Source organism: Anaerococcus kampingae (genome assembly GCF_046365475.1).
In the GTDB taxonomy this organism is placed as follows: domain Bacteria; phylum Bacillota; class Clostridia; order Tissierellales; family Peptoniphilaceae; genus Anaerococcus; species Anaerococcus kampingae.
The window spans coordinates 21,449-47,532 of sequence record NZ_JBGMEF010000018.1; the positions used below are offsets into that span (position 1 = coordinate 21,449).

22 protein-coding genes are annotated in these 26,084 nt (G+C 34.7%); 19 read left to right on the forward strand and 3 right to left on the reverse strand.

All coding sequences use genetic code 11. From position 1 onward, the window contains the following. The first annotated feature begins 4 nt into the window (after positions 1 to 4). The 13 genes from ACCQ42_RS03915 (at position 5) to ACCQ42_RS03975 (ending at position 14,983) form a co-directional block, all read left to right on the forward strand. Positions 5 to 2,098: a Tex-like N-terminal domain-containing protein gene (locus tag ACCQ42_RS03915; protein ID WP_410035453.1), complete on the forward strand. Its 2,094-nt coding sequence runs from the start codon at positions 5 to 7 to the stop codon at positions 2,096 to 2,098. Then, the gene (locus tag ACCQ42_RS03920) at positions 2,099 to 3,805 is read left to right on the forward strand and encodes a proline--tRNA ligase (RefSeq protein WP_410035454.1); all 1,707 of its coding nucleotides are present in this window, start codon (positions 2,099 to 2,101) and stop codon (positions 3,803 to 3,805) included. A gap of 66 nt (positions 3,806 to 3,871) precedes the next feature. Beyond that, complete coding sequence (gene fba, locus ACCQ42_RS03925) at positions 3,872 to 4,738, forward strand: class II fructose-1,6-bisphosphate aldolase (protein WP_410035455.1); 867 nt, start codon at positions 3,872 to 3,874, stop codon at positions 4,736 to 4,738. A 60-nt stretch (positions 4,739 to 4,798) separates the two neighbouring features. After that, entirely contained in the window at positions 4,799 to 6,106 is a 1,308-nt protein-coding gene (gene rho, locus ACCQ42_RS03930; protein WP_410035456.1) for a transcription termination factor Rho, read from the forward strand. Positions 6,107 to 6,173: 67 nt separating this feature from the next. Beyond that, a complete protein-coding gene (rpmE, locus tag ACCQ42_RS03935) occupies positions 6,174 to 6,377 on the forward strand; it encodes a 50S ribosomal protein L31 (protein WP_106460557.1) in 204 nt (67 codons plus the stop codon). A 49-nt stretch (positions 6,378 to 6,426) separates the two neighbouring features. Beyond that, positions 6,427 to 7,221: a peptide chain release factor N(5)-glutamine methyltransferase gene (gene prmC, locus ACCQ42_RS03940; RefSeq protein ID WP_410035457.1), complete on the forward strand. Its 795-nt coding sequence runs from the start codon at positions 6,427 to 6,429 to the stop codon at positions 7,219 to 7,221. Between the two features lie 3 nt (positions 7,222 to 7,224). Further along, positions 7,225 to 8,301 carry a peptide chain release factor 1 gene (gene prfA, locus ACCQ42_RS03945; protein ID WP_311530565.1) on the forward strand — a complete coding sequence of 359 codons (1,077 nt, stop codon included), beginning with the start codon at positions 7,225 to 7,227 and terminating at the stop codon, positions 8,299 to 8,301. After that, positions 8,302 to 9,231 carry a cation diffusion facilitator family transporter gene (locus tag ACCQ42_RS03950; protein WP_106460554.1) on the forward strand — a complete coding sequence of 310 codons (930 nt, stop codon included), beginning with the start codon at positions 8,302 to 8,304 and terminating at the stop codon, positions 9,229 to 9,231. Between the two features lie 10 nt (positions 9,232 to 9,241). Continuing rightward, positions 9,242 to 10,285 carry an L-threonylcarbamoyladenylate synthase gene (locus ACCQ42_RS03955; RefSeq protein ID WP_106460553.1) on the forward strand — a complete coding sequence of 348 codons (1,044 nt, stop codon included), beginning with the start codon at positions 9,242 to 9,244 and terminating at the stop codon, positions 10,283 to 10,285. A gap of 2 nt (positions 10,286 to 10,287) precedes the next feature. Beyond that, positions 10,288 to 10,917 carry a uracil phosphoribosyltransferase gene (gene upp, locus ACCQ42_RS03960; RefSeq protein ID WP_106460552.1) on the forward strand — a complete coding sequence of 210 codons (630 nt, stop codon included), beginning with the start codon at positions 10,288 to 10,290 and terminating at the stop codon, positions 10,915 to 10,917. A 9-nt stretch (positions 10,918 to 10,926) separates the two neighbouring features. Continuing rightward, complete coding sequence (gene murA / locus ACCQ42_RS03965) at positions 10,927 to 12,207, forward strand: UDP-N-acetylglucosamine 1-carboxyvinyltransferase (RefSeq protein WP_265212417.1); 1,281 nt, start codon at positions 10,927 to 10,929, stop codon at positions 12,205 to 12,207. Next, positions 12,208 to 14,364: an SF1B family DNA helicase RecD2 gene (gene recD2, locus ACCQ42_RS03970; protein WP_410035458.1), complete on the forward strand. Its 2,157-nt coding sequence runs from the start codon at positions 12,208 to 12,210 to the stop codon at positions 14,362 to 14,364. Then, on the forward strand, positions 14,354 to 14,983 hold the full coding sequence (locus ACCQ42_RS03975; protein WP_311530570.1) for a ComF family protein: 630 nt from the start codon (positions 14,354 to 14,356) through the stop codon (positions 14,981 to 14,983). The genes recD2 and ACCQ42_RS03975 overlap by 11 nt, the downstream gene beginning before the upstream one ends. A 33-nt stretch (positions 14,984 to 15,016) precedes the next feature. On the opposite strand, the gene scfB is transcribed toward ACCQ42_RS03975, so the two are convergent. The 3 genes from scfB to ACCQ42_RS03990 all read right to left on the reverse strand — a co-directional run bounded on the left by scfB (position 15,017) and on the right by ACCQ42_RS03990 (position 18,076). Next, positions 15,017 to 16,405, reverse strand: coding sequence for a thioether cross-link-forming SCIFF peptide maturase (scfB, locus tag ACCQ42_RS03980; RefSeq protein WP_410035459.1), 1,389 nt, complete (start codon positions 16,403 to 16,405; stop codon positions 15,017 to 15,019). A 136-nt stretch (positions 16,406 to 16,541) separates the two neighbouring features. Beyond that, complete coding sequence (scfA, locus tag ACCQ42_RS03985) at positions 16,542 to 16,691, reverse strand: six-cysteine ranthipeptide SCIFF (RefSeq protein WP_106460548.1); 150 nt, start codon at positions 16,689 to 16,691, stop codon at positions 16,542 to 16,544. Positions 16,692 to 16,735: 44 nt separating this feature from the next. Continuing rightward, on the reverse strand, positions 16,736 to 18,076 hold the full coding sequence (locus ACCQ42_RS03990; RefSeq protein ID WP_106460547.1) for an aminotransferase class I/II-fold pyridoxal phosphate-dependent enzyme: 1,341 nt from the start codon (positions 18,074 to 18,076) through the stop codon (positions 16,736 to 16,738). A gap of 87 nt (positions 18,077 to 18,163) precedes the next feature. Here ACCQ42_RS03990 and ACCQ42_RS03995 point away from each other — a divergent pair, with 87 nt between their 5' ends. The 6 genes from ACCQ42_RS03995 (at position 18,164) to nrdG (ending at position 26,063) form a co-directional block, all read left to right on the forward strand. After that, on the forward strand, positions 18,164 to 19,033 hold the full coding sequence (locus ACCQ42_RS03995) for an LCP family protein (protein ID WP_106460546.1): 870 nt from the start codon (positions 18,164 to 18,166) through the stop codon (positions 19,031 to 19,033). A 39-nt stretch (positions 19,034 to 19,072) separates the two neighbouring features. Continuing rightward, a complete protein-coding gene (locus tag ACCQ42_RS04000; protein ID WP_106460545.1) occupies positions 19,073 to 19,591 on the forward strand; it encodes an adenine phosphoribosyltransferase in 519 nt (172 codons plus the stop codon). A 154-nt stretch (positions 19,592 to 19,745) separates the two neighbouring features. Further along, positions 19,746 to 20,669 (forward strand): J domain-containing protein, encoded by a 924-nt coding sequence (locus ACCQ42_RS04005; protein WP_106460544.1) that lies wholly within the window; start codon positions 19,746 to 19,748, stop codon positions 20,667 to 20,669. 1 nt (position 20,670) lies between these two features. Beyond that, complete coding sequence (clpB, locus tag ACCQ42_RS04010) at positions 20,671 to 23,256, forward strand: ATP-dependent chaperone ClpB (protein ID WP_410035460.1); 2,586 nt, start codon at positions 20,671 to 20,673, stop codon at positions 23,254 to 23,256. A gap of 189 nt (positions 23,257 to 23,445) precedes the next feature. After that, positions 23,446 to 25,566 (forward strand): anaerobic ribonucleoside-triphosphate reductase, encoded by a 2,121-nt coding sequence (nrdD, locus tag ACCQ42_RS04015; RefSeq protein ID WP_410035461.1) that lies wholly within the window; start codon positions 23,446 to 23,448, stop codon positions 25,564 to 25,566. After that, entirely contained in the window at positions 25,563 to 26,063 is a 501-nt protein-coding gene (nrdG, locus tag ACCQ42_RS04020; RefSeq protein WP_410035462.1) for an anaerobic ribonucleoside-triphosphate reductase activating protein, read from the forward strand. The genes nrdD and nrdG overlap by 4 nt, the downstream gene beginning before the upstream one ends. Positions 26,064 to 26,084 lie beyond the last annotated feature (21 nt).

The window sequence follows — 26,084 nt, forward strand, 5'->3', positions numbered from 1 at the left end:
ATTTATGAATATTACAGAAATTTTATCAAAAGAATTAAATATTAAAGAAGACTCAATAGACAATGTTATCAAACTCTTGGATGAAGGCTCAACAGTAGCCTTTATAGCAAGGTATAGGAAGGAAGTCACAGGTAATCTTACAGATGTTGAGATAAGAGATATTGAAAAAAATCTCAACAAGCTAAGAAATATCGAAAAAAGGCAGGAAGAAATAATAAATGCCATTGATAATAAAGGCCAGCTAACAGATGAATTAAAAGAAAAAATCTTAGCAACTAACACCCTTACAATCTTAGAAGATATCTACGCACCTTTCAAATCTAGAAGAAAGACCAGGGCTGATATAGCTAGGGAATTTGGACTTGATAAGTTTTTAGATAAGCTTCTTACAGATATTAGCGATGAAGAAGCAGCCATAAAGGAAGCTATTAATTATAAGCAAGAAAATTTAGAAGATGAAAAGGAAATTATAATAAGAGCTCTAGATATACTTGCAGAAGACATTGCGAATTCAATAGAAGCTAGAAATATTATAAGAAGAGATGGCCTTGTGAGGGCATGTCTAGTGAGCAAGCTTAAGGCAGAAGAAGATAATCTTTACGAAAATTACCATGATTTTTCTAAAAAGCTTAAGGATTTGAAATCTTTTCAAATTTTAGCTATAAATAGGGCTGAAAAAGAAGATATATTGACTGTAAAGATTGAGTTTACTGATGACTATAACAAAAACTTAATCTATAAGCTCATAAGTCAGGATAAGACCTATAATTCTTACCAAGAAGGCTTGGTAAAAGCTACAATCGATGATGCTTACAAGAGACTGATGCTTCCATCAATTACAACTGAACTTAGAAATAAGCTTACAGAAGAAGCTAGCGATGAGTCTATTAGAGTCTTTGGAGATAACCTAAAGCCTTATTTGTTGCAAAGGCCAATCAAAGGCCAAGTTGTAATGGGACTTGACCCAGGTTTTAGGACAGGTTGTAAGGTAGCTGTTGTAGATAAAAATGGAAAATATTTGGATAAGGCAGTAATTTATCCGGTAGAACCCCATAAGAAAGAAAAAGAAGCGATAGCAATTCTTAAAGGTCTGATAGAAAAATACGGGGTAAGTCTTATAGCTCTTGGTAATGCAACAGCATCTAGGGAAACTGAGCTAGTTGTAAATAAACTCCTTAAGGAAGTAGAAGGTGTAAGCTATGCTATAGTAAATGAGGCAGGTGCTAGTGTTTACTCAGCTTCAGCCCTTGGAGAAGAAGAATTTCCAGACCTTGATGTAACAATAAGAGGGGCCATCTCCATGGCAAGAAGACTCCAAGACCCTATGGCAGAGCTTGTAAAAATTGAACCAAAACATATAGGAGTTGGTCAATACCAACATGACCTTGATGCTAAAAAGCTAGATTTAGAGCTTGCCAAGGTGGTTGAAGATGCAGTAAATGAAGTGGGAGTTAGTATAAATAATGCTTCCTATAAGCTTTTATCATATGTATCAGGTCTAAATCAAAATCTTGCAAAAAGAATTGAAGAAGATTTTAAGGATGGAAAGATTAAATATAGGAAGGACCTTTTAGATGTAAAAGGACTTGGAAAGAAAACCTACGAGCTTGCTGCAGGCTTTTTGAGATTTCCATCATCACCCGAGATTTTGGACAATACAGGAGTCCACCCTGAAAGCTACAAGATAGCAAAAAAACTTGAAGGTTTAAACTTAGATGAGATAAACATAGAAGAAACTGCCCAAAAATTAGAGGTAGGAGAACCGACCCTTAGAGATATCATAAAAGAGCTAAAGAAGCCCGGAAGGGACCCGAGAGATGATAATCCCGAGGTTTTAACAAAAAAAGAAGTTATGAGTCTTGATGACCTAAAAGAGGGTATGATACTTAAAGGAAAAGTTAGAAACATAACTGACTTCGGAGCTTTTGTAGATATTGGAGTAGGAACAGATGGACTTGTTCACATATCAGAGATTTCCGATAAGTTTATCAAAAATCCTCATGATGTTTTGACAAACTCTGAGGTAGTTACAGTAAAAATTATAGAAATAGATAAGAAAAAAGAAAGAATTGGTCTTTCAATGAGGAGTGTTAATTAAATGAGATTATCAAATTATTATATGCCAACATTAAGAGAAGATCCTGTTGATGCAGAAACAGCAAGCCACAAACTTCTAACCAGAGGTGCTTTTATCAGACGTCAAGCTTCAGGAATTTATTCTTTCTTACCACTTGGTAAAAAGGTTATAAATAAAATCGAAGCAATAGTTAGAGATGCCATGGATAGCCATGGAGCAATTGAGGTATCAACATCAATCTTACAACCTAGAGAAATTTGGGATGCATCAGGCAGATGGGAAACATTTGGTCCTGAGATGTTTAAAATTAAAGACAGACACGACAGAGAATATGCCCTAGGTCCAACAGCCGAAGAATCTTTCGTAGATTTAGTAAAAGATGAGCTTAATTCTTATAAGCAACTTCCACTTAATATCTACCAAATAGTAGATAAGTTTAGGGATGAGAAAAGACCTAGATTTGGTATAAATAGGTCACGTGATTTCCTAATGAAAGACGCCTACACCTTTGACCAAGACTTTGAAGGACTAGAAAAAGCATATGACAATATGTGGAAGGCTTATGAATATGCCTTTGACAAAATGAAGCTTGACTACAGAATAGTTGAAGGTGATACAGGAGCTATGGGTGGTAGAAAGAGTCACGAATTTATGGCCCTTGCTGAAAGTGGTGAAGGAGTCATCCTTTATACAGAAAATTCTGATAAGGCTTATACAGACGAAAAGGCAAGAAGCATAGTTCCGGTTATAAAAGAAGAAGAAAAAGAATTGGAATTAGTAAAAACTACTGACAAGAAAACCATAGAAGATGTAAGCGAATTCTTAAATGAAGAAAAAATCAAATGTGCAAAGGCAGTAGACCTTTTGGTAGAAGGAGAGCTTGTATTTGTCTTTATCCCTGGTGATAGGGACTTAAATATGGCTAAACTTATTGCCTATCTGGGTGTGCCAGAGCACGAAATTTTCATGGCAGATGATGAAAGTATAGAAAAATATACTGAACCTGGCTATACAGGACCAATCGGCCTAAAGGATGTAAGGGTAATAATTGATAAGTCACTTACTGAAATTAATAACCTTGTAGTGGGAGCTAACAAGGCTGGTTACCACTATATAAATGCAAACTATAAGAGAGATTTTGATGGGGAGATTGCAGAAGATTTAACCCTAGCCAAAGAAGGTGATGATGCTTATGATGGCAGCGGAAAATACTTATCAGCTCGTGGTATAGAAGTAGGAAACATCTTCCAATTAGGAACTAAATACTCAGAAGCGATTGGGGCAAATTTCCTAGACCAAAATGGCGTTTCAAAACCATTCGTTATGGGCTCTTACGGTATAGGTGTATCAAGATCTGTATCAGCAATTGTAGAGCAAAACCACGATGATAAGGGAATAATCTGGCCTACATCTGTAGCACCATTTGAAGCCATAGTTACAATTGTAAATCCAAACAAGGAAGAGCAAAAAGAACTAGGTGAAGAGATTTATAAAAATCTAAAAGATGCTAGGATAGATGTTCTTCTTGATGATAGAAAAGAACGCCCAGGTGTTAAATTTAACGACAGGGACCTAATAGGAATTCCATATAGGATAACAGTAGGTAAGGATGCAAGTGAAGGAATAGTAGAATATTCAAAAAGATCTGATCTTGAAAATATTAACCTAAATAAAGAAGAAGCTGTAGAGACAATTATAGAAAATATCTATAAAGATTTGCAAGACTAAGGCAATAATGGGTATCATAGTAGTAAAGGATATAAATTTTAGGGCATAAGCCCGGAGGAGAAAATAATGTTAGTAAATGCAAAAGAAATGTTAGACTTAGCTTATGAAAATGGTTATGCAATTGGCCACTTCAATACAAACAACCTTGAATGGACAAAGGCAATCCTACTTGCTGCAGAAGAAAAGAAAACTGCAGTTATAATAGCATCAAGTGAAGGTGCTGCAAAATATATGGGAGGCTTTAAAGTAGTAGCTGACCTAGTTAAAAATCTTCACGATGCTCTAAACATAACTGTTCCTGTAGCAATCCACTTAGACCACGGTTCATATGAAGGTGCAAAAGCTTGTATAGAAGCTGGCTTTACATCAGTAATGTTTGATGGCTCACACTTCCCAATAGATGAAAACCTTGAAAAAACAAGAGAAATTGTTAAACTAGCTCACGAAAAAGGCATCTCAGTAGAAGGTGAAGTTGGCGGAATCGGTGGAGAAGAAGATGGAGTTGCATCAGCTGGAGAACTTGCAGATGTTGAAGAATGTAAAAATCTTGCAGCATGCGGCATAGACTTCCTAGCAGCTGGTATTGGTAATATCCACGGTGTATATCCTGCTGATTGGCAAGGACTTAACTTTGAAAGACTACAAGAAATTTCTGATGCAGTTAAAATGCCAATAGTTCTTCACGGTGGTACAGGTATTCCAAGTGATCAAATCAAAAAAGCAATCAGCCTTGGAGTATCAAAAATCAACGTAAATACAGAATGCCAAATCGAATTTGCTAAGGCAACAAGAGCTTATATAGAAGCTGGCAAAGACCAACAAGGCAAGGGCTTTGACCCAAGAAAACTTCTAAAAGACGGTACAGATGCAGTACAAGCCCTAGTAGAAGAAAAAATCGAAATGTTTGGTAGCACAAATAGTGCCAAAAACTAAATAGAGATATAAAAAGAAAAATAATAGGGGCCTTGTGCCCCTTGATTTTTTATAAGACTTATGGATAATTTAAAAGATAAAAAATTAGTTGATCTAAGAGAAATAGCTAAAGACCTAGGCATAGAATCAATTAGTAAATATAGAAAAGATGAATTAATAAAACTTATTGAAGAAGAAAATAAAAATAAGGAAGAAGAAAGTCAAGAAGCAAAAGAAAATGACCTAGGTTCTAAATTTGATTGTGATGGAATACTTGAAATATTACCAGATGGTTTTGGATTCTTAAGAACCCAACTTTACGAGTCAGGTGATGATGATATCTATGTCCCACCTAAGCAAATAAAGATGTTTAGGCTAAAAACCGGAGACTACATAGAGGGAATAGCTAGAGAAAAACACGACAAGGATAAGTTTTCTCCTTTAATATTTGTATCAAGTGTAAATGGTATAAAACCAGGAGATGCCTTTAATAGACCACCTTTTGAAGACTTAACACCTATATATCCAGATGAAAGAATAAGCGTAGAAACAGATTCTAAACACTTATCTGGCAGAATAATTGATATAATAAGCCCTATAGGAAGGGGACAAAGAGGCCTTATAGTTTCTCAGCCAAAGGCAGGAAAGACAACACTAATCAAAGAAATAGAACGAGCCCTAGAAAAAAACTACGATGACCTTAAAATATTGGTCCTCCTAATCGACGAAAGACCAGAAGAAGTAACAGATTTCATAAGATTTGTAAATGAATATAGGGATCCAGAAAATGTCTTGATGAGAACTGAGGTAGCTGCATCGACCTTTGACATGCCACCACAAAACCACATAGACATAGCAGAAATGGTCCTAGAGCGAGCTAAGAGGTTTGTTGAGGAGAAGAAGGATGTAGTGATTCTTCTTGACTCCATCACAAGGCTTGCAAGAGCCTATAATATTATGACTCCTCAATCAGGCAGGACCCTATCAGGTGGTCTTGATACACTAGCACTTGTTGGTCCAAAGCAATTTTTTGGTGCTGCAAGAAATATTGAAGATGGCGGCTCACTTACAATACTAGCTACAGCCTTAGTAGATACTGGTTCTAGGATGGATGATATGATTTTTGAAGAGTTTAAGGGAACAGGTAATATGGAAATCCACCTAGATAGACGTTTATCAAATAGAAGGATATTCCCAGCTATAAATATCGAAAAATCATCAACAAGACGTGATGATCTTCTTTTATCAAAAGAAGAAATGGAAGCTATTTATAAGCTAAGAAATTCAGACCTAAATACAACAGAATCTATTCTGGAGTTAATCGATTGGATGAAAAGGACAAAATCTAACGAAGATTTTGTTAAACTGATAAATTCATCCCTTAAATAACTTGATTTAAGTATACAAAGCAGGTATAATTTTAATTGCTTATTGAAATGGAAGATAGAGGTGAATTATGAAAAAAGAATTACATCCAGAATATCACCAAGCTAAGGTAACTTGTGTGTCTTGTGGCAACGAGTTTACAGTAGGTTCAACAGAAGAAGAAATCAAAGTAGAAGTTTGCAGCAATTGTCACCCATTCTACTCTGGTAAACAAAGAACTGCTGAACGTGGTGGTAAGGTAGAAAGATTTAACAAGAAATACGGTAGAAAATAATAGAAAGAAATATAAGGTAAGGCAACTTACCTTATTTTTGTGTAAAATAATGAAAATATCAGAATTTTTAAAAAAAGATTACAACACAACACTCATAGCTCTTTCCTATATTTTAGATAAACCCAAATCTTTTATACTCTTAAATCAAAATTTAGACCTAAAAGAAGAAGAATCTAGAAAATTAAACGATATAATAAATATGAGGAAAGAATCTATTCCCCTCCAATACGCCATAGGCTGGTGGGAATTTTATAATTTAAGGCTTAAGGTTGATTCGAGAGCTCTTATACCAAGATTTGAAACAGAGATAATTGTTGATTATATTATAAAATCTAACTTTAATAAGAAAAAAATCCTAGATATAGGAACAGGTAGTGGTGCTATAGCCCTAAGTCTTGCCTATAATCTAAAGGACTCTCTTGTCATTGGATCAGATATAGAAGATAAGGCCCTAAGCTTAGCAAATGAAAATAAAGAGCATCTAGATATAAATAATGTCGGCTTTATCAAATCTGACTTATTTGAAAATATTGAAGGCAAATTTGATTTAATAGTATCAAACCCACCTTATATCAATGAAGTAGATTATGAAAGTCTCGATAAAGAGCTTTTTTATGAACCTAAATCAGCCCTTTATGGTGGTGTAGATGGCTTAGATTTCTATAGGCAAATTATAAAAGATGCACCAAACTATCTAAATGATGGAGGACACCTAATTTTTGAAGTAGGTTATGATCAAAAAGATGAGATTAATGAATTATTGAAGAATGAAAATTTTATTAAGATAAAAAACATAAAAGATTTTAACGATTTTGATAGATTTATTATTGCACAGAAAGGATAAATTATGTTTGAAAATCTAGAACATGTTAGAGAAAATTACAAACAACTTGAATTAAAACTTGCAGATCCTGCAGTTTTAGCAGATATGGATCAATTTAGAAAAGTTTCTAAAGAGTACAATTCACTAAAACCAGTAGTTGAAAAATACGAAGAAATTAAAAACGCAGAAGATACAATAGAAGAAAATCAAGAGCTTCTAAACGAGACAGATGATCAAGATATGATTGCTATGCTCAAAGAAGAAATTGATGAAAACAAGAAAAACCTTGAAGTCTTCAAAGATGAAATGCAAATTCTTCTAATACCAAAGGACCCTAACGATGAAAGAGACGTAATTGTTGAAATTAGACCAGGGGCTGGAGGTGATGAGGCAGGACTTTTTGCTGGAGACCTTTACAGAATGTATAACATGTATGCTGATAAGGCAGGCTTTAAGACTGAAGATATTGAGGTTAACAGCCAAGGGGTAGGTGGAATTAAGGATGCTACCTTTGTTGTAAGAGGTGAGGGAGCTTATTCTAAATTGAAATACGAATCAGGAGTTCATAGGGTTCAAAGAGTACCTGAAACAGAATCTGGTGGTAGGATACATACATCTACAGCAACTGTTGCAGTTCTTCCAGAAGTTGATGAAGTAGAGCTTCACATAGATCCTAACGATATTAGGGTGGATGTTTATAGGTCAAGTGGTAATGGTGGCCAGTCTGTAAATACAACTGACTCTGCTGTAAGACTTACCCATATACCAACAGGTCTGGTTGTAGCCATACAAGATGAAAAAAGTCAGATAAAGAATAAAGATAAGGCCATGAGAGTTCTTAGGGCTAGACTTTATGAGTTAGAAGAAGAAAAAAGAAATAAAGAAATAGCAGATAACAGAAAAAGCCAGGTAGGTACTGGTGATAGGTCTGAAAGAATAAGAACATATAACTTCCCTCAAGGAAGAATAACCGACCACAGGATCAATAAGACCGTTTACCAACTAGATGATTTTCTAAATGGAAATATAGAAGATATGATTAACTCCCTAATAGCAGAAGATCAAACTAGAAAGTTAGAAAAAATAGGCGAGGAAGAATAGTTGTTTGATTTCCTCGCTAAAAGATTGGTAAAGGATTATAAAAATACAGATAATCCTGATGTAAGGCTAGATTTAATAAGTGTATCGTCTCTTATTGGCATAATAATGAATATCATACTTTTTATAAGTAAGATTATTTTAGGTTTTGTAAGTAAGTCTACAGCTATCTTAAATGATGCCTTTAACAACCTTTCTGATTCGGTAGTCTCAATAATGGCCTTAGTTGGTTCTAGTTTTTCTAAAAAACCAGCCGATAAGGACCATCCATTCGGGCATGGTAGGATAGAATATGTGGTATCCTTACTTGTTTCGATAGTGATTATCTATGTGGGACTTATGCTTTTTATAAATTCTGCAAAGTCTTTTAATGATAATAACCCCAACGGTCTAAGTTTATTAAGCTTTATAATATTATTTGCCGGTATCTTGATAAAAGTATACATCTATAGGTTAAATGCAAAATTATATAAAGATTTAGAATCAGACCTGAACCTAGGTGTAATGCTTGATGCTAGAAATGATATAATTTCAACCAGCGCAATCATTTTAGGTGTATTTTTGCAAAGATTTGTAAGTTTTAACCTAGATGCTGCAATGGGTATTGTAGTAGCGTTTTTTGTTATAAAGCCTGGTATAGACTTATTTAATGAAACAGTAAAATATTTATTAGGTGAAAGAATTGATGAGCATATAGAAGAAAAGATTTCTGAAATATTATTATCTGGCCAATATATAAAGGGCATGCATCATTTGGATATTCACCAATATGGTAGGGGACAGATAATAGGGTCTTGCCATGTTGAGGTTCCAGGAAATTTGACTGTCAGTGAACTTCATAATGAAATAGACAGGATCGAAAAAATTATTAGGAAGGAAACAGGAGTGATACTTACACTTCACGCTGATCCGACTTATTGTATTTTAGATTAAAGAAGGCTAAATGAAAACAGAAGTTTTAGAGTTAGATAGAAATAACATTGATGAAAAAATAATAAAAAAGGCAGCAAGCTTGATAAATGAGGGAGAACTTGTAGCCTTTCCGACTGAAACAGTCTATGGACTTGGGGCAGATGGCCTAAATGATAAGGCTTGCCAGAAAATTTTTAAGGCTAAACATAGGCCGGCCGACAATCCTTTGATTTTACACATTTCAGATCTAGAAATGCTAGAAAAATTAGTAGATGATATAAAAGAAACGGATAAGGCCCTATTTAAGCTTTGGCCAGGGCCACTAACACTGATTTTTAAGAAATCCAAGCTAATACCTGATTCTGTCACAGCAGGAGGGGATACTGTAGCTATAAGATATCCATCAGATAAGATTGCAAATAGGCTAATAGCTACTGCAAACACACCAATTGCAGCCCCATCTGCAAATATTTCAGGTAGGCCATCGCCAACTAATGCAGCTGATGTTTTTTTTGATATGGATTCTACCATACCTATGATATTAGATGGTGGAGAGTCTAATATTGGTATAGAATCTACTGTTCTTGACTTATCAGAAGATGTGCCAGTGATACTTAGACCCGGCTTTTATACTTTTGAGTTTCTAAAAGAGATTATCCCTGATGTGAGACTAGATGATAGCCTTGTAGATGCAAGTGTCAGACCAAAATCACCAGGACAAAAATATAAGCACTACGCCCCAAAGGCTAAGATGAAAGTATTTGTAGGCCAAGGAGCAAAAGATTATATTTATAATCTTGCAAATTCTTATAAAGAAAAATCTTATAGGGTAGGAATATTAGGATTTGAGGATTCTAAAGAAATATTTAAAGATTTTAATTTTATAAGCTTTGGTGATAGAAATGACTTATCTACAATGAGCCATGTTTTATTTTCTGCCTTAAGGCAGATGGATAGGATGGATGTAGATATTATTCTAGCAGAAGGTGTTAAGGAAAATCATTTGGGTAAGAGTATAATGAATAGGATGAAAAAATCGGCAGCAGGCGATGTGAATTATATAGGAGATAAATAACAATGAAAAATGTAAAAGTATTAGACCATCCAGTAATCAAACACAAAATTTCCATTTTAAGAGATATAAATACAGGATCAAATGAGTTTAGATCTCTAGTTACAGAAATAGCTATGATGTTAGCTTATGAAGCAACATCAGATTTAGAGCTTGAAGAATACGAAGTAGAAACACCAGTTGCAAAGACAACAGGCTATAGACTAACAGGGAAAAAAATCGGTATTGTTCCAATCCTTAGAGCAGGCCTTGGAATGGTTGATGGGGTATTAGAAGTCCTACCAGCAGCTAAAATTGGTCATATTGGTATGTATAGAAACGAAGAAACCCTACAACCTGTAGAGTATTATTGCAAACTCCCTAGCGATGTGGAAAATAGAGACATACTCGTAGTAGATCCAATGCTTGCTACAGGTGGTTCAGCTTGTGATGCTATAGATAGACTAAAAGAATATGGCTGCAAATCTATCAAATTATTAAGTGTAATAGCAGCACCTGAAGCTTTCAAATTACTTGAAGAAAAACATCCAGATGTAAAAATATATATAGCTCAATTAGATGAGAAATTAAATGAAAATGGCTATATAGTACCAGGACTTGGTGATGCCGGCGATAGGCTATTTGGCACTAAATAAGGACTTGATATGGCGGGAAAAGAAATTTTAGTAATAAATTCTAATGGACCTCTACAGGGAGAAGTGAATATTTCTGGAGCGAAGAATTCGGCTCTTCCAATACTAGCTGCCTGTGTGTTAGGTACAGAAGAAATAATATTGGATGGTGTTCCTGAGCTTAAGGATGTAGAGATAATGGTCGAAGTCCTTAAGCATTTAGGAAGTGAAGTAAAGTATTTAGACACTAATACCTTAAGCATAAATTCAGCTTCAATTAATACCTGCGAGACACCTTTTGATCTAATGGATAAGATGAGAGCTTCATTTGTTGTTATGGGTCCACTCTTATCAAGATTTAATGCAGCTTACACAAAGGCTCCAGGCGGATGTAATATAGGAAGTCGTCCAATAGATTTACACTTAAAGGGTTTTGAGGCTTTAGGAGCATCTAATATAATAAATGATGATGAAATATCTATAGAAGCAAAAGATGGTCTAGTAGGAACAGAGATATACCTAGACTTCCCATCAGTAGGAGCTACACAAAATATTATCATGGCAGCGACTCTTGCAAAGGGTAAGACCACTCTAGAAAACGCAGCCAAGGAACCAGAAATAGTAGACCTTGCTTCTTTCTTATCAAAAATGGGAGCAAATATAAAGGGAGCTGGTACATCAACAATTGTAATTAATGGCGTAGAAAAGCTAAAGGGAACAAGACATACCATAATTCCTGATAGGATAGAAGCAGCAAGCTATATGACAGCTGCAGCTATGACTAGGGGAGAGGTATTGATTAATAATGTTATCGGCAGCCACATCAGACCTGTTATAGCGAAGCTTGTTGAGATGGGTGTTGAAGTAGAAGAGATTGAAGATGAGGATAAGATTATTGTAAGGGCAAATAAGGGCAAGCTTAAGGCTACCAACATCCAAACACTTCCTTATCCAGGTTTTCCAACAGATGCTCAAGCTCAATTTATGGCGCTAATGACAGTTTGTGAAGGTGAGAGCAGGATTCAAGAAACTGTTTTTGAAAATAGGTTCATGCACGTAAATGAACTATCAAAAATGGGGGCTGTTATCGCAACATCTGGTAATAGAGCGACAATTGCAGGTGTTGAAAAACTTCATGGAGCAGATGTAAAGGCAACAGATTTAAGAGCAGGCGCTGCCCTTGTAATGGCAGGACTTGTAGCTGAAGGCACTACTAGAGTATTTGACATTTACCACATAGATAGGGGCTATTCAAATCTAGTAGAAAAACTTACCAAGCTTGGAGCAGATATTAAGAGAGTTAGAGTAGAATAAATGAAAATAGAAGGCATAGTAACAAACATTAGGTATAGAAATGATGAAAGTGGTTATAGTGTAATGACCCTTGACACTACTGATTCAGATATTACCATTGTTGGTACTATGCCTATTTTTAATGAGGGAGATAGGATAGAAGTAGAGGGAGATTTAACCTATCATGATAAATATGGTGAGCAGATAAATGTCAGAAATGTAAGTCTTAAAAAACCATCAGATAAAGAATCAATAATTAAATTTTTATCAAATTCAAATATAAGAGGAATTGGACCTAAAACAGCTAAGGCCATCTATCAAAAATTCGGAAATGAGTCTCTGGACATCCTATATGACAATACAGAAAGACTTATAGAAGTAGAAGGAATTGGCAAGAAAAAACTAAGAGATATAAGCTTATCGGTAGAAGACACTAGAGATTCTAGACAAACTATGGAATTTTTAAATAAGCTAAGAATTTCTTACAATCTTTCTATGAAAATCTATAATAAATATGGTGAAAATACCAGAGATATAATAAGGGCAAATCCTTATAAGCTTATAGAAGATATAAAGGGAATCGGCTTTAATATGGCAGATAGCCTTGCTCGTAGTATGGAAATGAAAGTCAATTCATCATTCCGTATATCAGCAGGACTTTCCTATGTGATTGATTATGAGGCTGTTTTTAATGGCCATACAAGCTTAAAATTAGAAGATTTGATAATTAAGACCCAAAATTTACTAAAAATAGATAAAGACCTAATATCTAGACAAGTTGAAGAAGATTTGCTTTCTGGCAAACTTGAGCTGGTAGTAATAGATGATGTCTCCTATGTATATGCCAAAAGTCTTTATAAGGCAGAAAAATCTGTAGCAATGAACTTAGCCAAAAAAATTGCTGCCTCTTACATTTTTGATGTAAGTATAAATGAGGACTTAGATCCATATTCCAAAGAACAAAAAGAAGCTATAAATAAGGCTTTTGAGAATATGCTACTTGTAATAACTGGTGGGCCAGGTACTGGTAAAACAACCATAATCAACGCTATAACAAAGATACTTGATGATAATGATCTATCCTATGCCTTGGCAGCTCCAACTGGTAGGGCGGCCAAAAGAATGCAAGAATCAACAGGTAAGGAAGCCTATACCATCCATAGGCTTGTGGGAATCAGGCCAGATATGCCGATAGCTGAATATAACGAAGAAAATCCAATCGAAAAAGACTATATAATTGTCGATGAGATGAGTATGGTTGATATTTATCTGATGAAAAGTCTTCTCGATGCGATCGGGGAAAATACAGCCCTAATTCTAGTGGGAGATAGCGACCAGCTCCCATCAGTAGGCCCTGGTAATGTCTTATCAGATATTTTAGAAACCAATATCAATTCAGTGAGGCTAGAAAAAATATTTAGGCAGGCAGGAGAATCTAATATAGTTTTAAATGCCCACAGGATAAATAAGGGTGAATATCCGTTTTTAAACCAACCGGGCAAGGATTTTTTCTTTATAAATGCAAATTCTAAAAATTTTAAGGAAAGTCTCCTAGAATTAATAAAAGATAGGCTACCAAATTTCTATAAACTTGACCCGATAAATGACATCCAAGTCCTATCCCTATCAAGAAAGACAGCTTGGGGAGTCGATTCTATCAATGAAGCCATTCAAGAAACTATAAATAAGCAAAATATTTTTTTGAAGATAAATAATAAGACTTTTAAACTCTACGATAAAGTCATGCAGGTTAGGAACAATTATGACCTAAAGGCAATCAATATGGTTGAAAATGACGATGGAGTTTATAATGGCGATATTGGTATTATTAAAGAGATTGATTCAAATGAGGAAAGCTTTAAGGTAGAATTTGAAGATGGTAAGCTTATAAAATATAAAAAAGAAGACATAAAAGATCTTGACTTATCCTATGCCATCACAGTCCACAAGTCTCAAGGCTCAGAATTTAAGTGTGTTATAATTCCTATGATGCAGGTGGCACCTATGCTTTTAACTAGAAACTTACTTTATACTGGTATAACTAGGGCTAAGAGCCTTGTAATACTATTGGGTGAGAAGAGATTTATAAAAACAATGGTCGATAATAATAGGTCAAATAAGAGAAATACCAACCTAGCCTATTGGATAGGGGAAATGGAGTCTATACTTGCTGATTGATTTTTTATTTTTAGACCCTAACAAGTGTTATATTTGTAAGGAAGAATATATCTACAAATACCATATCTGTAGAGATTGCTTTGACAAACTAGACTATGTAGATAATGAATTTCTAGTAGGAAATACCAAGGCCTATGCCATGTTTTTTTATGATGATTTTTTGAAAAAACTAATAGGGGATTATAAGTTTGAAAGAAATACATCCCTTTCCAGAGTTTTTTCTGAATTTCTGTATGAATATGGGACTAGGAAAGGCTTATTTGATGCTGATTATATATTGACATCTCCATCTTCAAAATCAACTCTAATAGATAGGGGATTTGATCAAATAAGGATGATTACAGATGACTTTATAGAAAGGATAAGGCCAAGCTATCTGGATGAATTTAGAAAAGTTAAAGACACCAAGGCTCAGCATGATTTAGGCAGGGAGGAAAGGAGTCTCAACCTAGTTGATGCTTTTGTTTGCCAAAAAGATTTGACAGGCAAGTCGGTTCTTATTATCGATGATATCTTAACAACGGGCAATACAGCTAAGGAAATCATTAAAGTATTAAAAGCATCTCATGCCAAAGAAATAAAAGTATTGGCCCTTGCTTCAGAAAAAAGGGTAATCTAAAAGCCAAGCACAAGCTTGGCTTTATTTGTGCCCTTAGGCAAGACTTTCTTCTTTTTCAGCTTCCTTAAGGAATTCATAAATTTTTACGGCTAGGGCCATTTCAATTCTTTTTCTAAATAATTTGCAAGAATATTCGTGGGTGTGGTTTAAATCGCCTGTGGCATTGTAGTTATTTGCCGCACAGCCTCCTGAACAATACATATTGGCCCAGCATGACCTACACTCTTCTTTAGAATAGCAGTTGCAGGTTTTAAAGCGATTTACAAGCCCCTTATTTTTTACTCCATCATAGATATTTCCGATTATAAAGTCTTCATTGCCTACAAATTGATGGCAAGGATAGAGGTCGCCTGTAGGGGTTACTGCCATATATTCTGTACCAGAACCGCATCCAGAAAGTCTCTTGTGGATACAAGGCCCATTTTCAAGATCAATCATATAGTGGTAGAAAATAAATTTATCATCCTTATCAATTGCTTCCATCATCATGTCAGCAAGTTTCTCATATTGATCATAGAGGATATCAAGGTGCTCATCTTTTAGAGCATATTCATTATCAGGTGAACCAACAACAGGTTCAAGGGATGTCCTCTTAAAACCTAGGTCAAGATAAGTCTTGATATCTTCTGTAAAATCAAGGTTATTGGCTGTATAGGTTCCTCTCATATAGTATTCCTTATCACCACGTCTTTCGACAAGTTTTTGAAATTTTGGAACTATAAGGTCGAAGGAGCCTGTTCCCTTCATAGTTTTTCTGAAATGATCGTGCTTTTCGCGTCTTCCATCCAGGGATAAGACAACATTTTTCATGTTCTCATTTAAGTAGTCAATATTTTCGTCGTTTAGAAGTAGGCCATTGGTTGTAAGGGTGAAGTTAAAGTGCTTGTTAAATTCTTCTTCCTTACTTCTAGCATAGTCTACTGTGTATTTTACAACGCTTAGGTTCATCAAAGGTTCACCACCAAAAAAGTCAATATCTAAATTATAGTGGCTTCCAGAATTTTCTAGTAAAAAGTCAATAGCAGCTTTGGCCACTTCCTTTGACATAATCGCATCAGGTCCATGATAGGTTCCACCCTTAGCAAAGCAATAATCGCAGGTAAAATTACAGGTATGGGCTACATTTAGGCAAAGGGCCTTGATAGTTGTAGGTTTTTTTGTTACATCTATGGCAAGGTCCTTGAAATTATCTTCTGTAAACAATTGGCCGCTTTCAATAAGGTCGCTTACTTCATTGAAGGCAGCTTCTAATTCTTCATCTGTCACATTGTACTTAAGGCTTAAATCTGTTTTTAGCTTATCTATGTCAGAATTCTTGTAAGATTCTATTATATCGTATGTAAGGTCATCTACTAGATGAACAGAACCACTGTATATATCTAAAACAATATTAAAACCCTTAGCTTTATATTGATGTATCATTATTCCTCCTATGGTTTTTTAACCTAATATATTATACTTAATTACTAGGAATATAAAAGTTAAGAATACAAAAAGACCCTCGCAATTACCCAAAAAATCAGATAAGATTTGCAAAGGCCTTCTAATATGTAAGCTCTTATTTATTTTTTTTGCTAACACATTCTTGGTTTGCAACTCCGCAAGATGTTTTGCAAGCAGATTGGCAAGAAGTTTGGCATTCACCACAACCACCATCTTTTTTGCTCTTGTGTAAGTTTCTTGTATTTAATGTAAGAATTCTTTTCATAATACACTCCTTATAATTCATCTTTGTATATAATTTTAGCATTTTTATTCACTTTTGTCAATAAGGCAAGAAATTTCATCTTCGATATTTAAAGAAAGGCCCTTTGATTTCATAAAATCTAGGCAAGCCAAGGTATTTTCATCAATGATTTCTCCTGGCGTAAGGATAGGAATGCCAGGCGGATATGCATAGACAAATTCTCCTCCAATGTGGCCTATAGAATTTTCTAGCTTTACCATAGATTTTTCTTTTTCATAAGCCTGATACAGTTCATATTTTTTTGTAGGCCTTGGATAAGTAAAGGTATAAGAATTTTTATATTTGAAAAGCTCCTTATCAATTTTTAATAAAACTTCTTCTAAATATTTAAAAGCTTCTTCACTATCAAAAATACTTGCTATTAAGAGAGCGTAGGATGGATAGGCCATCTCTATTTCAATCTTATTTTTCCTAAGGATTTCTTGAAGCTCTAAGCCACTTACATTGGCGTCTTTACAGGATATAAGTATTTTTGACCTATCCTTATCCTTATGGTCAATTAGCTTTAAGTTTTTAAGGTCAAGGTCATATAGCTTATCTAAATTTTTATTTAAATCATCCATAAGCCTATAAAATTTTGGGAAATTTTCTATCATTTCATCTATGGATTGTAAAATTAGATAAGATGGGGATGATGTTTGAAAAATCGCCATACTTTCCTTAAGACTTCCTATCAAAGATTCATCATTTACCAAAAGAGCGGCTGATGGGGTAAGGGCTGAGAGATTTTTGTGAAAGGATGTAACAGCTAGGTCAAAGATATTTTTATAAAGTTCATTTAGGTATAAGTGGCTCCCGTGGGCTAGGTCTACAAAAAGTTTGGTCTCATATTTTTGGCATATGCCATAAATTTTTTCTAAATCTAGTATATAACCTTCATAGGAAGGACTTGTCACCACCACAGCCCCATAGGATTTGTTTTTTAATTTATTCTCTAAAACATTATAATCGATACCTGCTACAGCGCTTACCTCATCTGTTATTATATCGATGTAGTCAAGTTTGCATTTATTTATGAGAGCGGCATTATAAACAGCCTTATGGGATGACCTCTCTATTAGAAGATTTTTATTGTTTTTGCTGAGGCTTCTTATTGCTGCAAGGATGCCATTTGTTGATCCATTTGTAGAAATTATAGCATCTTTTACTCGATAATTTTCGGCAATAGCTATCTGCATTTTTACAAAGATTTCTTTGGGGTCATTGAGGTTATCAAGTCCTTCTATTTCTGTAAAATCTCTTAAATATCCCAGGTCATTTCTTAAAAGCTTCGATCTTTTGTGGCCTGGCATATGGAAGGGATAGGTATTTTCATTTAGATATTCATCAATTTTTTTAATTAACATGATTCCTCCTGTCTTTATTATAGCCTAACTTACAAATATTTTAAGAAAATCTTTTAAAAAGGGTGTAAAATAGTCATAGGTGATAAAATGAAAAATAATATGATAAAAATAATTAAATCGGTACTTGTATTTTTGATGTTTGTAGTGGTTTTTGCTGCAGGTTTTCTCTTACTAAACTTTTTTAAAAATGATGGAGCTGGTGGTGAAATTTTTGATATTTCAAATGACAGAGGGTTTATGTTCTTGCTTGCAGGAGTAGATTCGACTGGAGAAGATACTGGCACAAGAACAGACACGCTTATGCTTGTCAATGTAAATAAGGATAAAAACACCATAGACATGATTTCAATCCCAAGAGATTCCTATGTTTCAATTAGGGGGTCAATGGATAAGATTAATGCAGCCCACTCTTATGGCGGAATTGATTTGACAATGGAAGTTGTGAGGGATTTTCTAGGAATAAATCTGGATAAGTACTTTGTTATTTCATTTGATGCAGTTATTGCAGGGATCAATGCCCTTGGCGGTATGGATGTAGAAGTAAGTAATGAAGTAGCAAGTGCCATGGGCATTAGCCCAGGAATAAGGAAAATGGCAGGTGATGAGGTCTTAGCCTATGTTCGCTTTAGAAAGGGCTATCAAAATGCAGACCTTGGTAGGATAAATACCCAACAAGATTTTATGAAACAGTTTATAAAGGAAGCAACAAAGGCAGAAAATATAAGCAAGCTTCCATCAGTATACAAGGCTATGAAACCATACATTAAGACAAATATAGGTCTTAAAAACCTTTCGTCCTTAGCTTTAGATTTTAAGAGCGTAGATCCTTCAAATATTAATTCCATTCGTCTTGAAGGTGAGCCATTTAATGCGGGTGGTATATCTTATTTTAAGGTTTATCCTAATTCTATAGAAGAAATTAGGCAAAATTATCTAAAATCTTATTTAAGAAATTAATATTAGGGTATAATACAAATGTACAAAGATGGAGGAGATATGGACATAAAATCATTAATCAGGGTTATAGAAGACTATCCAGAAAAAGGTATATCTTTTAAGGATATAACAACCTTACTTAAAAATAGGGAAGGCTTTAAAGAAACCCTAGATAGGTTAGAAGAAGCATTAAAAGATTACGAGTTTGACTATATAGCAGGAGTAGAATCAAGAGGACTTATTTTTGGTGCACCCCTTGCTGATAGATTAAACAAGGGCTTCATTCCTATTAGAAAACCAGGGAAATTGCCTGGAGAAATTGAAAGAGTATCCTATGAGCTTGAATATGGTTCAAACGAGCTTGAAATCCACAAGGATGCCCTAAAACCAGGGGACAAAATTGTAATAGTAGATGATCTTATAGCCACAGGTGGATCTGCTAAGGCAAGCGCAAAACTAGTTGAAAGCCTTGGAGCAGAAGTTGTATGCTTTGAATTTTTAATCGAACTTACAGGCCTAAAGGGTAGAGAATATCTAAAAGATTACGATGTAATATCAATAGTAGAATACGACCACTAAAATTTGGAGCTTTATTAGTAAAGCTCTTTTTTATTGGTTAAATTTATATAAAAATTATTGGTCAAAAAGTCATAAATATACTTGAAATGCATATTTAAGTCAGTATAATTAAATTAAGGTCAGAGATGGTCAAACGAAAAAGATGGAGGTAAATATGCAATATAAAGATTACTATGAAGTGCTAGGGGTGGATAAGAAAGCTAGCGCCGATGAGATCAAAAAAGCTTATAGAAAATTAGCTAAAAAATACCACCCAGACCTTCATCCAGATGATGAAAGTGCACACAAAAAATTTACAGAAATAAATGAAGCCTACGAGGTTTTATCAGATCCTGATAAGAGACAAAAGTATGATACCTTTGGTTCAGGAGCCAATTTTACAGGTGGTCAAAATTTTGATCCGAGAGATTTTGGATTTGATTTTGGAAACTTCGGAAATGGCTCATACACATATACAAGTTCGAATGATTCAGGTTTTTCAGACTTTTTTGATACCTTATTCGGTGGTTTTGGATCTAAAAGTCATAGCACAAGCCACAGTTCAAGGTTTGGGGGTTTTGGAAACGGATTTTCAAAAAAAGAAAAATCGAAGCTAAATACCGAAGTTACTATATCAATAGATGAAGCCATGGAAGGTACATCTAGAAAGATATCTGTTAACTCACAAGGAAGGCTTACCGATATAGATGTTAAGATACCAAAGGGTCTTAAAAACAAAAATAAGATTAGAATTGATGGTTCAAAATACGGTCTTGCAGCAGATATATATGTAAAAGTTAATATAAAAGATGATGAATACCTTGCTCTTGATGGAATAGATTTAATCAAAAAAATTAAGCTTAGCCCATGGGATGCCTACTTTGGAAAAAAGGTAAAGGTAGATACTAAATCAGGGGCCTTGCTGGTAAATATTCCAGAAAAGATAAATACAGGCAAAAAAATTAGACTAAAAGATAGGGGTTATGTAGATAGGAAAAATAACAAGGGCGATTTAATCCTTGAAATTCAAATAGATAACCCAGATCTTAATGAAGAACAAATCGAATTATATAAAAAGTTAAAAGAAATCGAGGGATAATATGGATAACAATAAATTAACACAAAAATCAATTGAAGCAATTAATAATGCAAATTCAATGGCTATAAAAGATGCAAACCCAGAAGTGACTGAGTTTCATCTTGGCCTAGCCCTAGTAGAAAGTTCAGATTCCTATGTATCAATGGTTTTAAAGGACATGGGAGTAGATGTAAATTCTTATAAAAACGATCTAGAGAAAAAGATAGAGTCTTTGCCAAAACAATCAGGAAATGCTAAGACCTATCCATCACAAGTATTTCAAAGAATATTCCTAAAAGCAGAAGATGAAGCAGAAGCAATGGGGGATTCCTTTATATCAGTAGAGCACATCTACCTATCACTACTTAAGGAAAAAAGTGAGGTCACTGATCTTAACAAGAGATATAATATTACCTACAAGGCCTTCAAAGATACTGTCCTAAAAGTCAGGAATGGTCAAAAAGTTACAAGCGATAACCCAGAAGAAACTTCAAATCCTCTAGAAAAATTCGGTAGAGACCTAACAGCAGAAGCTAGGGAAGGTAAGATTGACCCAGTTATTGGTAGGGATAGTGAGATTAGAAATGCTCTTAGAATCCTAAGTAGACGTAAGAAAAACAACCCTGTCCTAATAGGTCAACCAGGTGTTGGTAAGACTGCTATAGTTGAAGGTCTTGCCCAAAGAATTGTAAATAACGATGTTCCAGAGCCACTTCAAGGCAGGAGGATTTTCTCACTTGACATGGGTGCCCTAGTAGCAGGTGCTAAATACAGGGGCCAATTTGAGGAGAGACTCAAGGCAGTAATTGAAGAAGTCAAAAAATCTGAAGGTCAGATTATAATGTTCATAGATGAGATCCACACCATAGTTGGAGCTGGTAAGAGCGAGGGTGCAATGGATGCATCAAACATCATGAAGCCAATGCTTGCCCGCGGAGAAATCAAGGTAATAGGTGCTACAACCCTAAATGAATATAGGGAATACATCGAAAAAGATGGGGCCCTTGAAAGAAGATTCCAAAAGGTAATGGTAGATGAACCATCTGTAGAAGATACAATTTCAATTTTAAGGGGAATCAAAGAAAAATATGAAGTCTACCACGGAATTAGAATTCAAGATAGTGCTGTAATAGCAGCAGCTGAATTATCAGACAGGTATATATCTGATAGGTTTTTACCAGATAAGGCAATAGACCTTATGGATGAAGCTTGTGCTACAGTTAGGACAGAGATAGATACCATGCCTAGCTATTTAGATGAGCAAAAGAGAAAGCTTTTACAATTACAAATTGAAATAACAGCTCTTAAAAAAGAAGAAGAAGAGTATTCTAAGAAAAGACTTGAAGAGTTAGAAAAAGAATTGGCAGATTTATCTGAAAAATATAATGAAGATTTCCTTAAATGGAAAGAACAAAAATCTGCTATCGATGAAGTTAAGGATATAAAAGAAGAAATCGATAGGGTCAAGATAGAAATTGACCAAGCTGAGAGATCTTATGATTTTGAAAAATTATCTGAACTTAAATATGGTAAGCTAGTTGCTCTTGAAAATAAACTAAAAGAAGTAAGTGGCAAGTCAGAAAATGAAAATAAAGAAAGCATAAAAGAGGAAGTTACTGATGAAGATGTAGCTGATGTAGTGAGTTCTTGGACAAATATACCAGTATCAAAACTTGTAGAAAGTGAAAGAAGTAAAATCCTTCACCTAGATGAGACCCTTCATCAAAGAGTAATTGGACAAGATGAAGCTATCAAGGCAGTAGCAGATGCAATAATAAGAGCTAGATCAGGTCTTAAGGATGAAAATAGGCCAATAGGATCCTTCATTTTCCTAGGTCCTACAGGTGTTGGTAAAACAGAGCTTGCAAAGAGCCTAACTGAGGCCATGTTTGATGATGAGCACAATATGATAAGGATAGATATGTCAGAATATATGGAAAAATATTCTGTATCAAGACTTATAGGTGCAGCTCCTGGCTATGTTGGCTATGAAGAAGGAGGCCAATTAACAGAGGCTGTAAGACGTAAACCTTACTCAGTAATCTTATTTGATGAGATAGAAAAAGCCCATCCAGATGTCTTTAATATACTTTTACAAGTCTTAGATGATGGAAGGCTTACAGATAGTCAAGGTAGGACTGTAGACTTTAAAAACACCATCATAATAATGACATCAAACATCGGCAGCCAGTACCTAATTGATGGTCTAAAAGAAGATGGCACAATCAAGGAAGAAAATAAATATCAAGTAGAAGAAGCCCTAAGACATTCCTTTAAGCCAGAATTTTTAAACAGGATTGATGATATAGTTATGTTTACACCACTAACTAGCGATCAAGTTTATGAAATAATAGATCTACAAATCGACAATATAAGAAAGAGATTAGCTGATAGGGATATCAAACTTGAAATAAGCCCAGCAGCAAAAGAATATATCCTAGAAAATTCTTATGATGTAGAATACGGTGCAAGGCCAGTCAAGAGATTCCTACAAAGAAACGTTGAAACTATGCTAGGTAAATTGATTATAGAAGGAAAGGTAGCAGAAAAAGATACAGCAGTCTTAGTTCTAGATGAGAATAATAATTTGACCTTTGAAGTTAAATAGCTTAGTTAAGACAAGTAGAAAAATAGACAGAGTGATTTAATAGATTGCTCTGTTTTTTCTTTGGCTATTTTAAGCCATAACTACTATATGTAGTATTTAATTGTAATTTGAATACTACATATAGTACTAATTATTTTACAGAAAATCTTATTTGTGGTATCATATATACATAAGATTTCGGAGGTAAAAATGTTACAAGTAATAAAAAGAGACGGGACTAAAGTCGATTTTTATAAAGATAAAATTACTCTAGCCATAGAAAAAGCCATGCATTCCCCAAGTGGTATTTATGTGGAAGGCCAAGCGGCTGAGATAGCTAGTGAAATTGAGGAGAGATCTAAAAATAAAAGAGAAATCTCCATTTATGAAATTGAAGACCTAGTCTACTACAAATTAATAGATAGGAAAAATCCTGCAACAGCTAAGGCCTACGAGTCCTACAAGGCAGTTCAAGCCTACAAGCGTGAGCAAAATACATCTGACGATGAAATAATTGGTCTATTAAATCAGACAAATATAGATGTAATGGATGAAAACTCAAACAAAAATCCAATAATTGCCTCAACTCAAAGGGACTTAATAGCAGGAGAGGTTGCAAAAGATATAGCAAAGAGAAAACTAATCCCAGCTGATCTTGTAGAGGCTCACGAATCAGGAGCCATACATATCCACGATCTTGATTATCTAATCCAGCCGATTTTTAATTGCTGCCTAGTAGATATGAAAGATATGTTAGACAATGGGACAGTTGTCAACGAAAAGATGATAGAAAGTCCAAAATCATTCCAGGTAGCTTGCAATGTTATGACCCAAATCATAGCCCAAATTGCATCAAACCAATATGGGGGCCAATCAATAAATATATCATGCCTAAGCCCATATCTTAAAAAATCATATGCTAAAAATCTTAAATTATCAAAAGAAATTCTGGCAAATGAGGAAGATATCCAAAAAATGGCCAAGGCTCTTACCCAAAGAGATTTGGAAAGTGGTATACAAACTATCCAATACCAGATAAATACCCTCATGACAAGCAATGGTCAATCACCATTTGTAACCTTATTTATGCATACAGATGAAAATGATCCTTACTTGGATGAGACAGTCCAAATAATAAGAGAAATCCTAAAGCAAAGAATAGAAGGAATCAAAAACGAGCAAGGAGTTTATGTAACTCCAGCCTTCCCTAAGTTAATATATGTCTTAGATGAAAATAATATCCACATAGATTCAAAATATTTTGACCTAACAAAGCTTGCAGCCAAATGTACGGCAAAAAGAATGTATCCAGACTATATTTCAGCTAAGAAAATGCGTGAAAATTACGAAGGCAATGTATTTTCGCCAATGGGATGTAGGGCCTTCCTACCTCCTTACAAGGATGAGTATGGAGATTATAAATTTGATGGTAGGTTTAACATGGGAGTTTGTACAATAAACCTCCCTCAAATTGCAATCCTTGCAGACGGAGATGAGAAGTTATTTTTTGAAATACTAGAAAAAAGACTAGATTTAGTAAAAAGAGTAGGACTCTTAAGATATGAACACTTATCAAAGGTCACAAGTGACTCATCACCAATCCACTTCCAACATGGAGCGATAGCAAGACTTAAAAAACACGAGTCAATAAAACCACTTCTAGAAAATGGTTATGCCACAGTAACCATTGGCTATATAGGAGTCTATGAAGCAACCAAGCTTACAAAGGGAGTATCCCATACCACAAAAGAAGGCTATGAATTTGCCATGAAAATCATGGAACTTCTAAATTCCAAGAAGGAAGAATGGACAGATAAATACCATATAGCCTTTGCAGTTTATGGAACACCAGCAGAAAGCTTAACCCACAGGTTTGCATCAATTGATAGGGAAAGATTTGGAGATATAGCTGATGTAACAGATAAGGGCTATTATATAAACTCCTTCCATGTGGATGTTAGAGAGCATATAACAGTATTTGATAAGTTTGATTTTGAAAGTAATTTCCAAAAATTATCAACCGGTGGTTGTATATCTTATGCAGAAATTCCAAATATGACCAATAACATTGAAGCAGTTCTTACAATGATAGAATATATTTATGACCACATCCAATATGCCGAATTTAATACAAAGAGTGATTATTGTGGCAACTGCGGCTATGATGGGGAAATTCTACTTGATGATGATAACCAATGGTATTGTCCAAATTGTGGTAATCACGATAGGGCTAAACTTACAGTAGTAAGGAGGACTTGCGGATATCTTGGTGAAAATTTCTGGAATGAAGGAAGAACTAAGGAAATAAAAGCGAGAGTGCTCCACATATGAATTACGGTCAAATAAGAAAATACGATGTAGCAAATGGTTCTGGTATCAGGACCACTTTTTTCCTAACAGGTTGTGATAGAAATTGTCCAAATTGTTTTAATAGGGACTATATGGATTTTTCTTATGGGAAAAAATGGGATAGGGCAGCCGAAGAAGAGGTTATTTCTTATCTTAAACTTAAGGAAGTAGAAGGGCTTACAGTCCTAGGAGGCGAGCCTTTTGAAAATCCTTTAGGCCTTAAAGAAGCTTTAATAAACATAAGAAAAGAAGTAGATAAGTCCATATGGGTTTACACAGGTTTTAAGATAGAAGATCTGATGAATATAAAATTAGCTAGAGAGATTTTAGAGGAGATTGATGTCTTGGTAGATGGTGAATTTATAGAAGAGCTCAAGGATTTAAAGCTTAAATTTAGAGGTTCTTCAAATCAAAGAATAATAGATGTTAGGAAAACTTTAGAAAATAATGAAATTATTCTCCTAGATGGGTATAAATAGAAAAAGAGTAATTTAGGAGGA

Coding starts and splice junctions, on each gene's coding strand:
- ACCQ42_RS03915 (WP_410035453.1), top strand. CDS start 5: ATGAATATTACAGAAATTTTATCAAAAGAATTAAATATTAAAGAAGAC.
- ACCQ42_RS03920 (WP_410035454.1), top strand. CDS start 2,099: ATGAGATTATCAAATTATTATATGCCAACATTAAGAGAAGATCCTGTT.
- fba (WP_410035455.1), top strand. CDS start 3,872: ATGTTAGTAAATGCAAAAGAAATGTTAGACTTAGCTTATGAAAATGGT.
- rho (WP_410035456.1), top strand. CDS start 4,799: ATGGATAATTTAAAAGATAAAAAATTAGTTGATCTAAGAGAAATAGCT.
- rpmE (WP_106460557.1), top strand. CDS start 6,174: ATGAAAAAAGAATTACATCCAGAATATCACCAAGCTAAGGTAACTTGT.
- prmC (WP_410035457.1), top strand. CDS start 6,427: ATGAAAATATCAGAATTTTTAAAAAAAGATTACAACACAACACTCATA.
- prfA (WP_311530565.1), top strand. CDS start 7,225: ATGTTTGAAAATCTAGAACATGTTAGAGAAAATTACAAACAACTTGAA.
- ACCQ42_RS03955 (WP_106460553.1), top strand. CDS start 9,242: ATGAAAACAGAAGTTTTAGAGTTAGATAGAAATAACATTGATGAAAAA.
- upp (WP_106460552.1), top strand. CDS start 10,288: ATGAAAAATGTAAAAGTATTAGACCATCCAGTAATCAAACACAAAATT.
- murA (WP_265212417.1), top strand. CDS start 10,927: ATGGCGGGAAAAGAAATTTTAGTAATAAATTCTAATGGACCTCTACAG.
- recD2 (WP_410035458.1), top strand. CDS start 12,208: ATGAAAATAGAAGGCATAGTAACAAACATTAGGTATAGAAATGATGAA.
- scfB (WP_410035459.1), bottom strand. CDS start 16,405: ATGATACATCAATATAAAGCTAAGGGTTTTAATATTGTTTTAGATATA.
- scfA (WP_106460548.1), bottom strand. CDS start 16,691: ATGAAAAGAATTCTTACATTAAATACAAGAAACTTACACAAGAGCAAA.
- ACCQ42_RS03990 (WP_106460547.1), bottom strand. CDS start 18,076: ATGTTAATTAAAAAAATTGATGAATATCTAAATGAAAATACCTATCCC.
- ACCQ42_RS03995 (WP_106460546.1), top strand. CDS start 18,164: ATGAAAAATAATATGATAAAAATAATTAAATCGGTACTTGTATTTTTG.
- ACCQ42_RS04000 (WP_106460545.1), top strand. CDS start 19,073: ATGGACATAAAATCATTAATCAGGGTTATAGAAGACTATCCAGAAAAA.
- ACCQ42_RS04005 (WP_106460544.1), top strand. CDS start 19,746: ATGCAATATAAAGATTACTATGAAGTGCTAGGGGTGGATAAGAAAGCT.
- clpB (WP_410035460.1), top strand. CDS start 20,671: ATGGATAACAATAAATTAACACAAAAATCAATTGAAGCAATTAATAAT.
- nrdD (WP_410035461.1), top strand. CDS start 23,446: ATGTTACAAGTAATAAAAAGAGACGGGACTAAAGTCGATTTTTATAAA.
- nrdG (WP_410035462.1), top strand. CDS start 25,563: ATGAATTACGGTCAAATAAGAAAATACGATGTAGCAAATGGTTCTGGT.